Here is a 15,173-nt window from a genome sequence, read left to right on the forward strand (position 1 = left end):
CGCTAGGCGACTACAAAAAAGGAATGGGAGACATGGATATATTGAGGGAACTGCGTGAATCGGGCTTGAAAGTGACCATCCCCCGCTTGCGGATTCTGCAGCTGTTTCAAGAAGGCACGATCAAGCACCTGAGTGCGGACGATGTCTACAAACTCTTGCTGGCCGAAAAAATCGACGTGGGCCTGGCCACCATCTACCGCGTGCTGATGCAGTTTGCCGAAGCGGGCATCCTGTTTCGCCGCCACTTCGAATCGGGCCACGCCGTCTTCGAACTGAACGAAGGCCAGCACCACGACCACTTGGTCTGCACCGGTTGCGGCAAGGTCGATGAATTCGTCGATGAAGGCATCGAGCTGCGCCAGAACGAAATCGCCGCCGAACGGGGCTTCGTGCTGCATGAGCATGCGCTGTCGCTGTACGGCACCTGCGCCGAATGTACGGCGAAGAAAGTCCCGCCGCGCAAGCCCTCCTGAGGCTGCGCGCAAGCTAGCGCCTGGCAAGCCAGCTGCGCTACACTGCGTACGCCGCAGCTCGATAAAAGGACAAGGACAAGCATGTACATCGGAGAAATCGCCCGCCTGGCGGGCACCTCGCCCAAGGCCTTGCGCCACTATGAAGCGCTGGGCTTGCTGGGGGACGTGCGCCGCTCGGGCGTCTATCGCGTCTACACGCAGCAAGACCTGGCGCAAGTGAAGCTGATACGCCAGGCGCAGGTCCTGGGCTTCCGCCTGGCCGAACTGCTGCCCGTCCTGGCCGGCGACGACACGGACTGGGCCGCCCTGTCGCAGCACATCGCCGCCAAGCGCGCGCAGGTGCGGCAGGATATCGCCCGCCTGCGCCAGCTCGACGCGCAATTGGCCGACATCGACACGGAAATCGGCGACTGCCTGGCACGCCAGCGTCTGCAAGAGGCCGCTTGACTCTGCCACTAGGGGCAGGCTTTAGCATGCAAGCTCTTCTTTAACGGACAGCCTGCATCATGACCAAGACGACACCCAAGCGCATTTTGATACTCCTCGGCCACCCGTCCAGCGACAGCTTTTGCGCCGCCCTGGCCGATGCCTACGCCGCCACGGCCCGCAGCGAAGGCCATACCGTGCGCGAGCTGCGCCTGGGCCAGCTCGATTTCGACCCCATCCTGCACGAAGGCTACCGCCAGGTGCAGCCGCTGGAAGCGGACTTGCTGGCCGCGCAGGAAGCCATCAGCTGGGCCGAACAACTGGTGTTCGCCTACCCGATCTGGTGGGGCGGCGCGCCGGCCCTGCTGAAGGGCTTTGTCGACCGCGTCTTCCTGCCCGGCTACGCCTTCAAATATCGCCCGGGCAAGGCTTTTCCGGCACAGCTGCTGTTGGGCCGCACGGCCCAGCTGCTGGTGACGATGGATACGCCGCCCTGGTATTTCCGCTGGGTCTACCACATGCCTGGCATCCACCAGCTGCGCAAGACGACGCTGGAATTTTGCGGCATCAAGCCCGTCAAGGTGGCCAGCTTCGGTCCCATTTTGAACTCCACCGAGCCGCAGCGCGCGCGCTGGCTGGAACAGGCGCAGGCGCTGGCCCGGCGCCTGTAGGGTGCTTGCCATGCAGCCATCTTGCATACGGTTTTGACAAGCTGGTAATCAAGCCGTCACATTCAAAGGCTACCATGATGATATTGCCTGTTTGTCAGTCGCCTTGCTCTCGCGACAACAAGGGTCCGACCGTCATCTAAAGGTAGCCGCTGTGGAGTTCAACGCTTCTCGATTGCATCTTCCCCGTTATCGCACGTCCGTGGCGTCCGACCTGTGCATCGCCACGGAATCCGTGCAGGCCGACGCCAGCAACTTCGCCGTGCTGGAACTGTTCACGGAGCGGCGCGACATGATGAGCCTGCCCGTCACGGAACAGCACAAGCCCATCGGCTTGATCAGCCGCAACATCTTCATGTCGCAGATGTCCAAGCCCTTCTATCACGAGGTGTACGGCAAGAAGAGCTGCATCGCCTTCATGGACAAGGAACCGCTGATCGTCGACGGCGCCATGAGCATCGAAGACCTCACCTTCCGCGCCGTGGAAGCGGGCGAGAAGGCGCTGGCCGACGGCTTCATCATCACCGAAGATGGCGCGCTGGCCGGCGTGGGCTTCGGCTTGCAGCTGATGAACGTGGTGGCCACCATGCAGGCGGAAAAGAACCGGCAGATCATGCACAGCATCGATTACGCCAGCGTGATCCAGCGCGCCCTGCTGCGCACCTCCGATGCGGAACTGCGCGCCACCCTGCCCGACGCGCACCTGGAATGGCAGCCGCGCGACGTCGTCGGCGGCGACTTCTACTTTTTCGAACGCCACGCGGGCGGCTGGTTCGCCGCCATCGCCGACTGCACGGGCCACGGCGTGCCGGGCGCCTTCATGACCCTGATCGCCTCGTCGGCCCTGAGCCAGGCCCTGCGCGAACTGGGGCCGCACGATCCGGCCGCCCTGATCGGCGCCGTCAGCCGCGCCATCAAGACCTTGCTGGGCCAGGATGGCGCCAGCACCGGCCACCACGCCGGCTCGAATGACGGCATGGATTGCGCCTTCCTGTACTACGACACGGCCAGCGCCAGCCTGCGTTTCGCGGGGGCGAAACTGGCGCTGCACGTGGTCGCGCCCGGCGAGGACAGCGTGCGCGCCATCGACGGCGCGCGCATGGGCGTGGGCTATGTCGACACGCCGGCCGGCTACTGCTGGCACAACGAGTCGCTGACCATACCCGCCGGCAGCCTGCTGTTTCTCACCACCGACGGCTTGCTCGACCAGATCGGCGGCGCGCGCGACATCGCCTACGGCAAGCGGCGCATGCGCGAGCAGCTGCTGGCGCGGCGCGACGCTCCCGCCGGCGACGTGGCGGCGGCCCTGCTGCAGGACAGCGCCGCCTGGCAGGGAGCGCAGCCGCGCCGCGACGACCTGACCTTTTTCTGTTTCCGCCTGTAGTTTTGGCGCCATCGAGCCACCTTATCAACAAGAAACCGGGTCACCGGCTAGCCAGGAGCACGGACGTGCTGTACGAAGAATTCAACGAGTTTTGGGATGTGGCACGCAAGCGCAACATCATCTTTTTTTACGTGGGCTATTTCTCGCAGCACGTGGTGAACGCCATTTCCGAAACCATCAAGGCGCGCCTCGACACCGCCGGCGCGGCCGGGCCCACGCGGCGGCGCATCTTTTCCTCGTTCATCGAGATGTCGCAAAACATCATGCACTATTCCGCGGACAGCCTGACGCCCGATGCGCAGCTGGACCAGCAGATGCGGCGCGGCTCGTTTTGCATCGGCACGCGCGGCGACAGCTTTTTTCTGCTGTGCGCCAATCCCGTCTCGACGGACAACGTGGCGCAGATCCGCGCCCGCCTGGAGCCGCTGCACACCATGACGATGGAGGAAATCCGCCTGGCCTATAAAAAGGCCCTGCGCGAGGAAGCGCCGGCCGACAGCAAGGGCGCGGGCCTGGGTTTTCTCACCATGGCGCGCGACGCCAGCGAGCCGCTGGAATTCGAATTCGTCCAGGATCCCCAGGAACCTGGCCACACCATCTTCTGCATCAAAGCCATCATTTGAAAGAGCCGACTCAGGAAAGCATATGCAATTACCGTCACCACTGTTCATCGCCGCGACCCCGAGTTCGCCCGAAATCGACTTCCGTTTCGAGCAGCACACCCTGTCGATCAAGGGCGAGTCGTATCCGGAAAACGCGGCCGCCTTCTATGGCCCGCTGATCGCCGCCGTGCGCGCCTACCTGGAAGGCTGCCGCGAAGCGGCCATCACCGTCAACGTCTCGCTGGCCTACTTCAACAGCTCGAGCACGAAGATGCTGTTTACCCTGTTCGACACCCTGAACCAGGCGGCCGTCGATGGCAACCAGGTACGCCTGAACTGGTACCACGACGAGGACGACGACACCATCCTGGAATTCGGCCAGGAGCTGCAGCAGGACTTCACGGCGCTGGACTTCCACGACCATCCCGTGCAGGGCAGCTAGGGCATGCGCGCCGCCCTCTCCGAGTCCGGCCTGGAGCCCGACCTGTTCACCGTGGAAGCGGCGGCGCTGGCTGCCGCGCGCCGCATGCACGCCGACGCCAATGCCTCGGGCGCGGAACAGCGGCGCGTGCTCGGTGAACTGATCGTCCACTACGAGCGGCTGATGCGCGAGACGCGGCGCCTGATCGGCCGCAGCGACCGCGCCGAGCGCGACATGCATCTGCTGAACCGTCAATTGCAAACCCTGGCCGGCCAGCTAGAATACCGTGCCACGCACGACCCGCTGACGGGCGCCCTGAACCGCGGCGCCGTCATCGACCACGCGTCGCGCTGCCTGGCGCAGGGCGACATGGCGCTGATCGTGCTCGATATCGACCTGTTCAAGCAGGTCAACGACGACTTCGGCCACCCGGCCGGCGACGGCGTGATCCAGGCCGTGGTCGACTGCCTGAAGGGGCTATTGGGACAGGAAACGGCCATCGGCCGGGTTGGCGGCGAAGAGTTTTCCGTCGTCTGGCCCACCTCTTCGCGCGACGACGCGGCGCAAGTGGCGCAGCGCATCTGCGAGACGGTCGGCCGCCAGCGCCATGCGGCGCCCATCACGCGCGCCATCACCGTCAGCGTGGGCCTGAGCTGGAACCGTGCCGGCACGCCGTTCGAGACGGCCTACAGCCATGCGGATCAGGCCCTGTACCAGGCCAAGCGCGAAGGACGCAACTGCGTGCGCCAATGGCTGGAGAGCTGAATCAGTGCAGCTGTTCGCGCGCCATGCTGCCGTCGCGGCGCATGGCGGCCGCTGCGCGCTGCATGGCCGCTACCTGCGCCTCGGGCAATTGCTTGTTGCAGGCGAGGTAAGTCTGCACGCGGTTGAAGGTCAGCAGCGGCACCACCTTGCCCTCCCACTCCTTGCCGACGAAAGGCTTGCTGCCCACCGCCATGCCGACGGCCCACAGGTCGATACGCCCCAGCAGCAGCTTTTGCGGATTGAGCCACTCTTGCGTCACGGGCGCCACGTTCATGCCGCGCTGGCGCAGGTAATCGTCGCGCGCGTCGCCGAGCACCGTGCCGATCACCAGGCCGCGCGCATCGGCCAGCGTGCGCAAGGTGAGGTGCCGCTCGGCCAGTCCATACAGTATCCATTCCGCTTCGTTGAGGGGACCGATCCAGCGAAATTGCGCTTCGCGTTCCTGCGTGCGGCTGGTGGAAAAGATGCAGGTGTCGGCTTCGCGCAGCGCCTGCGCATACGCGCGCTTCCACGGCAGCAATTCGATGCTGTAGGCGATACCGGCGCGCGCCATGATGCCGCGCACCTTGAGCGTTTCACGTCCCACGACGACATTGCCTTCCATCATGCTCGATGGCGGCAAATGCTCGCCGACGATGCGCAGGCCGGCCGCCGCGGCCAGCGCCGGCATCAGCAGCGCTGCTGCCAGCAGCCGTGCCATGCTTGCTTGTTTCATGCTTGCTTTCTTCTGCTACAGGGGATTCAAGCCGATGTTACCATCGGCCCGCAGCGGCATCGCCGCATATGGGCAATTCAATCAACTATTTGCGGCAGCGTGGCAACAAGCCAACGCCAGCAGAACGCCATGCGGGAGGGGATGGAAGGAAAGTAACTGGCGGAAAACAGTAGGAGTCGAACCTACGGGAGAACGTCTGACGCCCTCCACCGGGTTTGAAGCCCGGCCACATCACCGGATGAGTGTGCTTTCCGCGGTGCCTGAGCTAGCTGTTGGGCGAGGCTGCCGTATAGGACCACAGCGCTTGCGGGCGCAATAGATGCCCATTGCCAACACGGCGAGTATAACCGACGCGGTCAAAGAATTCCAAGACCTGGATCGCCCGCTTGCGGCCCAGGCCGCTGGCGTCGCGGAAGGTGGCCGCGCCGACGGCGCCCGCACCGGGCGACAGGCTCTCGTCGGTCTCCGCTTTTTCGGTCAGGGTGCGTACCAGTTGCGCCAGCTCGGCCAACGCCGCCTGGTGATAAAACAGGTCGTGCACGACCTGGCTGATCTGGCCTGCCTTGGCAAGTTTGCGCAACAGCCTGCGCGTCTCGTCCTCGGCCAGGCCGAAGCTGCGCGCCAGGTCGCGCGTCCATGGCGGATCGGCCCGCCCCTGCTCCAGCGCGGCCAGCAAGGGTTCGGCCACCGATTGCTCCTGCGGCGTCAATTCCACGCTGTGCGTCGGCAAGTGCAGGCTGGCGCCGCGCGCCAGGATCTCGCCGCGCGCCAGCAAGCCTTCGACCAGATGGCTCCACAAGGCGTCTTCCATCTCCGCGTCGACGATGCGTTTCAGCCGCCACAGTTCCGGCCCCGCCTCGTCGGGTGCGCGCGCGTGGAAATTTTCCAGTGCGGCCAGCACCCGCTCCTCCAGCGCCAGCAACGCCGGCGGCGCCACCAGCAAAGCGTCGCCGCCGCGCAGGGCGATGCGCCGCGTGTCGGGCGGCAGCGCGATGGCCGCCGCCGGCAGCAGGGACAGGCGCACGAGCAGCGACTCGCGCAGCCCCAGCGGGCTTTGCGCCAGCAGGGCCGCATAGTCGCCGTGCGCGATGAAGGCGGCCAGGGCATCGAGCCATGCCAGCCTGGCCGGGCTGCGGCGCTTGCGCGCGGGGCCGAACGGGTCGAGCACCATGCCGCCGCCCACCGTCTGCGTGGCTTGCGCGTTGCGCACGACGAAGCGGTCGCCCGGCACGCCGTGCATGGGCGACTCGAACACCAGCTGTACTCTGCCCGTCTGCCCCGGCGAGAGCGTCTCGCCATCGAGCATCACGGCGCGCGCCAGCTGGTGCGCCGCGCCCAGGTGCACGTGCAGCGGCGACCAGGCTTTCAGCTGCACGCCCGCGTCGGGCAAGAGCGTCAGTTCCACGTCGAGGCGCTCGGAGCACTGCGCCAGCTCGGGCGCGACGATCCAGTTGCCCCGCTCAATGCGCTCGCGGTCAATGCCGGCCAGGTTCAGCGCCAGGCGCTGGCCCGCCATGCCCGTCTCGGCCGCGCGGTTCTGCGCATGGATGCTGCGCACCCGGGCCTGCGCGCCACCGGGCGCCAGCTGCAGCATGTCGCCCACCTGGGCGCGGCCCGCCAGCGCCGTGCCGGTAACGATCGTGCCCTGGCCCGACAAGGTGAACACGCGGTCCACGCCCAGGCGGAACAAACGCCGCTCGTCGCGTTGCGGCAAGCCGCGCGCCACCTGCGTCAGGTGCGCCAGCAAGGCGGCCACGCCGGCATCGTCGTCGCGATGGGCGGCAGTGGGAAAGATCGGGCTGCCCGCCAGCGGCGTGCCGGCCAGCAGCGCTTCGATGTCAAGCTCCACCTGCGCGGCGCGGGCGCTGTCGGCGCGGTCGATTTTGGTCAGCGCCACGGCGCCGCGCGTCACGCCGAGCAGCTGCAAGATGGCCAGGTGTTCGTGCGTCTGCGGCATGATGCCGTCGTCGGCGGCCACCACGAGCAAGGCGAAGTCGATGCCCGTCACGCCGGAAGCCATGGTGCGGATGAATTTTTCGTGGCCCGGCACGTCGATCACGCCCAGCACCGTGCCGTCCGCCAAGGGCAGATAGGCGTAGCCCAGTTCAATCGAAATGCCGCGCGCCTGCTCTTCCTTCAGGCGGTCCGTGTGCACGCCCGTCAGCGCGCGCGTGAGGGTGGTCTTGCCATGGTCGATATGGCCTGCGGTGCCGACGATCATGCGGACAACTCGGCGAGTTGCGCGATGAAGGCCGTCTCGTGCGCCGCTTCCAGGCAGCGCAGGTCCAGCCACAGAGTGTCCTGGCCGATGCGCCCGATCACGGGGCACGGCAAGGCGCGCAAACGCTGTTCCAGCACGCCCAGGGGATTGCTCAGGCGCGAACCGGGCGCGCTGCGGATGCACAAGCCAAAGCTGGGCAGCTGGTCGACGGGCAAGGCGCCGCTGCCGATCTGGCTTTTCATGGCTTCGGCGGTGACCACATAGTTGGCACCGAGTACGCCTTGCAGCAGCGGCAGCACGGTTTCCGCCTGCGTGCGCATGGCGGCGGCGGGACGCGTCAGCAAACGCAAGGTGGTCAGTCGTTCGGCCAGCAAATCCGGCGCGCGGTACAGCTGCAGCACGGGGGCCAGCGCGGCCAGGGTCAGCTTGCCGACACGCAGTGCACGTTTCAATGGGTTGCGCTTGATCTTCGCGATCAAGTCTGCCCGCCCGACGATGACGCCGCACTGCGGGCCACCCAGCAATTTGTCGCCGCTGAAGGTCACCAGGTCGGCGCCCGCTGCTATCGTTTCGCGCACCGTCGTTTCATGCGGCAAGCCATACTGCGCCAGGTCGACCAGGGTGCCGCTGCCCAAGTCCACGGCCGTCGGCACGCCATGTTTTACGGCCAGCGGCACGAGTTCATCGAGCTCCACGCTTTTCGTGAAACCGGTAATCACGTAATTGCTGCAATGGACCTTCATCAAGAGGGCCGTGTTCTCGTTCACGCCATGCGCGTAATCGGCCAGGTGCGTGCGATTGGTGCTGCCCACTTCACGCAGCACGGCGCCCGCGCGCGTCATCACGTCGGGGATGCGGAAGGCGCCGCCGATTTCCACCAGTTCGCCGCGCGAGACGACGACCTCTTTATTCTGCGCCAGGGTATTGAGCATCAGCAGCACGGCGGCCGCATTGTTGTTGACGATGGTGGCCGCTTCGGCCCCCGTCAGTTCGCGCAGCAGTTCCTCGACCAGGTCGTCGCGGTCGCCGCGCTTGCCCGTTTCCAGGTCGAATTCCAGATTCATCGGCCACTGCATCGCTTCCACCACGGCCTGCACGGCCGTATCGGGCAGCAGCGCGCGGCCCAGGTTGGTGTGCAGCACGGTGCCCGTCAGGTTGAAGACGGCGCGCAGCTGCGGGCGCGCTTGCGCTTGCAACCGCTCATCCATTTGCGTGGCGATGGCGGCGATCGATGCGCCCTCCTCGCACACTGCGCCCGCCAGCATGGCCGTGCGCAGTTCGGCCAGCACGGCGCGCGCGCAGGCCAGGGTCTGCACGCGGCCATAGCGCGCGATCAGGGCCAGGCAAGCCGCGTCGCCCAGGATGCGGTCTACCGACGGCAGGCGCACGGTTTGCCCCGTCGTCATGACGGCTGGCCTTCGCTGCTTTTGCCCAGCCACAGCAGCGGATTGCCGCTGGCGCGCTGGTAGCCCGCTTCGCCCACCAGCAGGTCGAGCATCAGGCTGGCCAGGTCGTCGGCCAGGGGTTCGACGTTGTAATCGTGTTCCTGGTTGAAGACCTTGCGGTAGGTGTGGCAGTCGTCGCAGGTTTCCGCGCGCGCCACCTTCTTCGGATCGTTCGCCTTGTTCGGCAATTTGTCGTCCTTCGCCGTCACGGGATCGAACGGCTTGGCATCGGCCGCGTCCAGGCCCTGGTAGGCGATCTTGCCATTCTGTTCGCAGGTCGAGCACTTGACGCGCACCATATGCCATTCGCTTTCGCAAATGCCGCAGTGCAGGTAGCGGTAGCCCTGCGACTGGCCGCCGATGCGGATTACGCTGGCGACGGGATGCGAACCGCAGACGGGGCACAAGGTGCCCGTTTCCAGGTCCGGCACGCGCGCGGCGCGCAGTTCGCTGGCCGATACCGACCACAGGATTTGCAGGGCGGCCGCGACGAACGGCGCATGCATGGGATTGAGGTTGTCGCCGTTTTCATCGAGCACGGCATCGGCGCAGGCGTCCAGCGCTTGCGCGTCGAGCACGCGCAGCTGGGCCAGCACCTGCGTCAGGCCGCCGGACAGTGCCGGCTGGCTTGCAGCCGTGGCGGCCAGTTCATCGAGCAGGCTGGCGAAAATGTCGCGCCAGACGGGCGGACGGGCGCCGCTGACGGGCAGCACCGGCATGCGGTGCTGGATGGCGCGGCGCAGCGCGTCGGGGTCGGCGGCAGGCACGGCGCCGGGCGCCAGTTTTCCCACCACGGCCGCCTGCGCATCGGCCAGCGCTGCCATCAGCACCAGGTAGCCCTGCATGCCCGCGTCGACGGGAATGCCCTTGATGTTACCTTGCGCCAGTTCGCGCAGGCGCAAGGCGCGCGCCGTAAACAGGCTGCCAGGCTGAGGCAGCAGCAGGCGCGGAATCGCGTTGTGGTCCAGGCCTTCGATTTCGCCTGGCTGGAGTATGCGTTGTACCAATGGAGTTTTCCCATCAAAAAAGGCAAGGCAGAGCCAGCGGATTTGGCTGTGCTGTAAAAGTATTTTAATCGATAAAAAGAAAGGGGCCAGTCCTGGGGGACTGGCCCTGGCATACGAAAACGCCGGCGGCGGAGCATGTCGACTTACGCGAAGCTAAGCCGACCTACCCTGCTGCCTACTTTCTCGTATTGCGGATCACCGATTCAAACCACTTCGGATGGTGCTTGCGCGCCCAGCCGTAGGTGACGGTGCCGCGCACCATGGCGCCGATCGAGCCCTTGACCCACAGGGCCGCGTAGATGTGCACGATGATGGCGCAGATGATGGCGAACGCGCAACCGGCATGCAGCAAGGCGGCAAAGCGCACCACGTCGATCGGGAAATAGAACGCGAAATACGCGCGCCAGATCACGATGCCCGACAGCAGCAAGCCGATCATGCTGGCCAGCAGCACGAAGAACAGGATCTTCTGGCCGGCATTGTATTTGCCGATCTTCGGAAGCTTGTCTTCGCGGTTGTTGAGCACGTCGTCCATCTGCTTCAGCCACTGCTTGTCGCCGTCCTCGAACTTGTTGTGGTGCCAGAAGCGCACCACGAGGATCGCGAACGAGACGAACATCACCAGGCCGGCGAATGGATGCAGAATGCGCGTCCATTGCCCGCCGCCGAACAGATTCGCCAGCCACGCCATCGACGGATGGAACATGGCCAGCCCGGACAGGGCCAGCATGACGAAGGTAATGGCCGTGACCCAGTGATTCGTGCGCTCGTTCGGGTTGTAGCGTTCGATCAAGGGATTGCCATCCTTGTCGCGCAGCTTTCCATCATGCAGATCACTGTGGCTCATGGTCTTCCTCCCGTATGCGCTTGGCCTCTTCCAGCGCTTCGTGCTCTTCGTCCTTGCTCACTTCGTTCGGACCGACACGCGTGTAATGGAACAGCCCTGCCAGGGCCGTGGCGGCCATGCCGGCCACCGCCAGCGGTTTGGACCAGCCCTTCCAGAAGCCCACCATCGGGCTGATGCGCGGGCGTTCCGGCAAGTTCGAATACAGCTTCGGCTTGTCGGCATGGTGCAGCACGTACATCACGTGCGTGCCGCCCACGCCCAGCGGATCGTACAGGCCCGCGTTCTCGAAACCGCGCGACTTCAGGTCGACGATGCGTTCTTCCGCATGCACCTTCATGTCTTCTTTGGTGCCGAACACGATGGCGCCCGTCGGACATGTTTTCACGCAGGCCGGTTCCTGGCCCACGGCCACGCGGTCCGAGCACAAGGTGCACTTGTAGGCGCGGTCGTCCTTCTTCGAAATGCGGGGCACGTCGAAAGGACAGCCGGCCACGCAGTAGCCGCAGCCGATGCAGTTTTCCTGGTGGAAGTCCACGATGCCGTTCGTGTACTGCACGATGGCGCCCGGCGCCGGACAGGCCTTCAGGCAGCCCGGGTCCTCGCAGTGCATGCAGCCATCCTTGCGGATCACCCACTCAAGGTTGCCGTCATTGTTTTCGTGTTCGGCAAAACGCATCACCGTCCACGATTGCGGCGTCAGATCCGTCGGATTGTCATAGGTGCCATGGTTTTCGCCGACTTCGTCACGCAAGTCGTTCCATTCCATGCACGCCGTCTGGCAAGCCTTGCAGCCGATGCATTTCGACACATCGATCAGCTTGGCCACGGTGCCCGTCACCGGGCTGCGTGCTTGCGGCGGGGTCACCGTGGTAGCCGACAGGCGCCGGATATCTAAGGATTGCAGTGCCATTATTGAGCTCCCATCATGCTTTTTCCACCTTCACGAGGAAGGACTTGAATTCCGGCGTTTGCGAATTCGCATCCCCCACGCCAGGCGTCAGAGTATTGATCAGATACCCCGGCTTGGCCACGCCCGTAAAGCCCCAGTGCAGCGGCAGGCCCACGGTATGCACCGGCTTGCCTTCGATCATCAAAGCCTTGATGCGCTTGGTGACGACGGCCTTGGCGATGATGTGGCCCCGCTTGGAACTGACGCGCACTTCTCCGCCGGCAACGACACCGATGCTTTTCGCCAGCTCTTCGCCGATTTCAACGAATTGCTGCGGCTGGATGATGGCATTCAGGCGCGCATGCTTGGTCCAGTAATGGAAATGCTCGGTCAGGCGGTAGCTGGTGGCCACATGCGGATATTCCTCATGCGTGCCGAACATTTTCCGGTCATCGGCGAACACGCGCGCGGCCGGATTACTGGTCGCTTGCGGGTTTTTCGGATGCATGGGGTTGTAGCCCAGCGGATTTTCGAACGGCTCGTAATGCTCGGGGAACGGACCTTCGGCCATGGCGCCACGCGCAAAGAAACGCGCCACGCCTTCGCCCAGCATGATGAACGGGCCCATGCCGTTTTCCGGCGGTTCGTCGACCTTGAAGTCGGGAATATCGGCCCCGCTCCAGTTCGTGCCATTCCACTCGATGAGTTTACGGGTCGGGTCGAAAGGCTTGCCCTTCAAGTCGCACGAAGCGCGGTTGTACAGCACGCGGCGGTTCGCCGGCCACGCCCAGGCCCAGCCCAACGTCTGGCCGATGCCGGTCGGGTCGCTATTGTCGCGCCGTCCCATCTGGTTGCCCGCCTGCGTCCAGCTGCCGGCGAAGATCCAGCAACCGCTGGTGGTCGTGCCATCGTCGCGCAATTGCGCAAACGAGGCCAGCTGCTCGCCCTTCTTCACCAGCAGCTTGGTCGGATCCTTGGGATCGTACAGGTCGGCCAGCGCCTTGCCGTTGAATTCGCGGGCGATTTCTTCCGGTTGCGGGTTATGCGGCTGCGCATAATTCCACGTCAGGTTGACAATAGGATCGGGGAACTTGCCGCCCTCTTTCTGATACATGCTGCGCATGCGCAGGAACAGGCCCGACATGATCTCGAGGTCGCTGCGCGCCTGGCCCGGCGGTTCGGCCGCCTGCCAGTGCCACTGCAAGACGCGCGAGGAACTCACGAGCGAACCGCGTTCCTCGGCGAAGCAGCTGGTCGGCAGGCGGAACACTTCCGTCATGATCTTGGTCGGATCGACTTCGTGGTACTGCCCGTGCGCCTTCCAGAATTCGCCCGTTTCCACGGCCAGCGGATCCATGATGACGAGGAACTTCAGCTTCGACAGCGCTTCCGTGACCTTCTGCTTGTTCGGTGCGGACGCCAGCACATTGAAGCCCTGGCAGATATAGCCCGTCATCTTGCCTTGATGCATGTTCTCGATCGCTTGCATCAAGTCATACGGCTTGTCGAGCTTTGGCAGGTAGTCGAAGGCGTAGTTATTGTCCGCGGTGGCAAAGTCGCCCCACCAAGTCTTCATGAAGCTGACGTGGAATTTGCGGTAATTGCTCCAGTAGCTGAGCTGGTTAGGCCGCAGCGGCTTGGTGGCGCGCGCGGCGATATAACCATCGAAATCCTGCTCGGACTCGTTCGGCAAGGTCATGTAACCCGGCAACAGGTTCGACATCAGGCCCAGATCGGTCAGACCCTGGATGTTCGAGTGGCCGCGCAAGGCGTTCATGCCGCCGCCGGCGATGCCCATATTGCCCAGCAACAGCTGCACCATGGCGCCCGTGCGGATGGTTTGCGCACCGGTCGAGTGGTGCGTCCAGCCCAGCGCGTACAGGATGGTACCGGCGCGTCCCGGCACGGCAGTCGAAGCCAGGGCTTCCGCCACCTTGTGGAACTTGTCGGCCGACACGCCGCACGTACGTTCGACCATCTCGGTCGTGTAGCGTGCGTAGTGCTTCTTCATCATCTGGTAGACGCAGCGCGGGTGTTCCAGGGTCGGGTCGACCTTGGCATAGCCGTCTTCGCCGATCTCGTAATCCCAGGTGGCCTTGTCCGTGTACTTGCCTTTTTCCTTGTCGAAACCCGAGAACAGGCCGTCCTCGAATGCATAGTCTTCGCGCACGATGAAGGGCATGTCCGTGTAGTTGCGCACGTACTCATGCTGGATCTTGTCGTTCGTCAGCAGATAATTGATGATCGCGCCGAGGAAGACGATGTCCGTGCCGGTACGCGTGGCGCAGTAGTAATCTGCCACGGATGCGGTACGGGTAAAACGCGGATCGACAACGATCAGCTTGGCCTTGTTATGCGCCTTCGCTTCCGTTACCCATTTGAATCCGCAAGGATGTGCTTCTGCTGCATTGCCGCCCATGACCAGGATCACGTCGGCATTCTTGATATCGACCCAATGATTCGTCATCGCGCCACGGCCAAACGTCGGGGCAAGACCTGCCACCGTCGGTCCGTGTCATACACGCGCCTGATTATCAAAGGTCAGCATCCCCATGCTGCGCACTGTCTTGTGGGTCAAATACCCGACCTCATTGCTGCCGGCGGACGCGGCAAGCATGCCGGTGGAGAGCCAGCGGTTGACGGTCTTGCCGTCGGCATTCTTTTCGATCAGATTGGCGTCGCGGTCATCCTTCATCAGGCGCGCGATCTTGTCGAGCGCCACATCCCAGGAGATCGGTTGCCATTCCGTGCCGCCCGGTGCGCGGTATTCGGGCACTTTCAGGCGGTTCGGGCTGTGGATGAAGTCGACCAGGCTGGCGCCTTTCGGGCACAGGGTGCCGCGGTTCACCGGGTGATCGGCATCGCCTTCCACGTGGATGATGCTGGAGACGGCATTTTTCGCGCCGTCGCCCAGCCCATACAGCAGGACGCCGCATCCTACCGAACAGTAGGGACAGGTATTGCGTGTCTCGGTCGTGCGAGACAGCTTGTATTGCCGCACTTCCGCCATCGCCTGGCCCGGTGCGAAACCGAGCAGGGCGAGGCTGGAACCAGCAATGGTCGCGCCAGTTACCCGAAGGAACTGGCGCCTGGACATCTGAACCATATTCAGGCCTCTATGATGTGAGTAAATAAAAGTCATACGGCGTCGTGGTCGTGTCATATCACCAAGATATAAGCACCATGCCTGTGCCGTATGACATCATTTTACCCCTCAATCCCGATCAAGGCTCAGTTCGCCGGAGAAGGTTTCCTTTAGTCAACGTTAATTTGGCGATACCGAACGTTCCCTCTAAACAATGCCAGCCTG

General features: G+C 64.2%; 14 protein-coding genes and 1 tRNA gene. 7 read left to right on the top strand and 8 right to left on the bottom strand.

The window, feature by feature from the left end; all coding sequences use genetic code 11:
* The first annotated feature begins 32 nt into the window (after nucleotides 1–32).
* From fur to KO538_RS01565, 7 genes are all read left to right on the top strand, one after another.
* Complete coding sequence (gene fur / locus KO538_RS01535; protein ID WP_035820181.1) at nucleotides 33–473, top strand: ferric iron uptake transcriptional regulator; 441 nt, start codon at nucleotides 33–35, stop codon at nucleotides 471–473.
* An 81-nt stretch (nucleotides 474–554) separates the two neighbouring features.
* A complete protein-coding gene (locus KO538_RS01540; protein WP_219327307.1) occupies nucleotides 555–920 on the top strand; it encodes a MerR family transcriptional regulator in 366 nt (121 codons plus the stop codon).
* A gap of 59 nt (nucleotides 921–979) precedes the next feature.
* Complete coding sequence (locus tag KO538_RS01545) at nucleotides 980–1,570, top strand: NAD(P)H-dependent oxidoreductase (protein WP_219327308.1); 591 nt, start codon at nucleotides 980–982, stop codon at nucleotides 1,568–1,570.
* A 172-nt stretch (nucleotides 1,571–1,742) separates the two neighbouring features.
* Nucleotides 1,743–2,951 (top strand): SpoIIE family protein phosphatase, encoded by a 1,209-nt coding sequence (locus KO538_RS01550; protein ID WP_219327309.1) that lies wholly within the window; start codon nucleotides 1,743–1,745, stop codon nucleotides 2,949–2,951.
* A 65-nt stretch (nucleotides 2,952–3,016) separates the two neighbouring features.
* On the top strand, nucleotides 3,017–3,574 hold the full coding sequence (locus tag KO538_RS01555) for a SiaB family protein kinase (RefSeq protein WP_034756676.1): 558 nt from the start codon (nucleotides 3,017–3,019) through the stop codon (nucleotides 3,572–3,574).
* Between the two features lie 22 nt (nucleotides 3,575–3,596).
* Complete coding sequence (locus tag KO538_RS01560; RefSeq protein ID WP_070222304.1) at nucleotides 3,597–3,995, top strand: DUF1987 domain-containing protein; 399 nt, start codon at nucleotides 3,597–3,599, stop codon at nucleotides 3,993–3,995.
* Between the two features lie 3 nt (nucleotides 3,996–3,998).
* Complete coding sequence (locus KO538_RS01565; RefSeq protein ID WP_070305132.1) at nucleotides 3,999–4,739, top strand: GGDEF domain-containing protein; 741 nt, start codon at nucleotides 3,999–4,001, stop codon at nucleotides 4,737–4,739.
* A gap of 1 nt (nucleotide 4,740) precedes the next feature.
* Here KO538_RS01565 and KO538_RS01570 read toward each other — a convergent pair whose 3' ends face one another.
* The 8 genes from KO538_RS01570 to fdnG all read right to left on the bottom strand — a co-directional run bounded on the left by KO538_RS01570 (nucleotide 4,741) and on the right by fdnG (nucleotide 14,969).
* Nucleotides 4,741–5,454, bottom strand: a complete 714-nt coding sequence (locus tag KO538_RS01570; protein ID WP_257620125.1) for an ABC transporter substrate-binding protein — start codon at nucleotides 5,452–5,454, stop codon at nucleotides 4,741–4,743.
* Nucleotides 5,455–5,611: 157 nt separating this feature from the next.
* Nucleotides 5,612–5,707 (bottom strand) — tRNA-Sec (locus tag KO538_RS01575).
* Between the two features lie 12 nt (nucleotides 5,708–5,719).
* A complete protein-coding gene (gene selB, locus KO538_RS01580) occupies nucleotides 5,720–7,675 on the bottom strand; it encodes a selenocysteine-specific translation elongation factor (RefSeq protein ID WP_219327310.1) in 1,956 nt (651 codons plus the stop codon).
* On the bottom strand, nucleotides 7,672–9,081 hold the full coding sequence (selA, locus tag KO538_RS01585) for an L-seryl-tRNA(Sec) selenium transferase (RefSeq protein WP_219327311.1): 1,410 nt from the start codon (nucleotides 9,079–9,081) through the stop codon (nucleotides 7,672–7,674). The genes selB and selA overlap by 4 nt, the downstream gene beginning before the upstream one ends.
* Nucleotides 9,078–10,127, bottom strand: a complete 1,050-nt coding sequence (fdhE, locus tag KO538_RS01590) for a formate dehydrogenase accessory protein FdhE (protein ID WP_219327312.1) — start codon at nucleotides 10,125–10,127, stop codon at nucleotides 9,078–9,080. The genes selA and fdhE overlap by 4 nt, the downstream gene beginning before the upstream one ends.
* Before the next feature lie 175 nt (nucleotides 10,128–10,302).
* Nucleotides 10,303–10,974: a formate dehydrogenase subunit gamma gene (locus KO538_RS01595; RefSeq protein WP_219327313.1), complete on the bottom strand. Its 672-nt coding sequence runs from the start codon at nucleotides 10,972–10,974 to the stop codon at nucleotides 10,303–10,305.
* A complete protein-coding gene (gene fdxH / locus KO538_RS01600; protein WP_219327314.1) occupies nucleotides 10,961–11,884 on the bottom strand; it encodes a formate dehydrogenase subunit beta in 924 nt (307 codons plus the stop codon). The genes KO538_RS01595 and fdxH overlap by 14 nt, the downstream gene beginning before the upstream one ends.
* 13 nt (nucleotides 11,885–11,897) lie before the next feature.
* Complete coding sequence (fdnG, locus tag KO538_RS01605; protein WP_083292970.1) at nucleotides 11,898–14,969, bottom strand: formate dehydrogenase-N subunit alpha; 3,072 nt, start codon at nucleotides 14,967–14,969, stop codon at nucleotides 11,898–11,900.
* Nucleotides 14,970–15,173: the final 204 nt, after the last annotated feature.

This window comes from Janthinobacterium sp. NKUCC08_JDC, assembly GCF_019345575.1.
Classification (GTDB): domain Bacteria; phylum Pseudomonadota; class Gammaproteobacteria; order Burkholderiales; family Burkholderiaceae_D; genus Janthinobacterium; species Janthinobacterium aestuarii.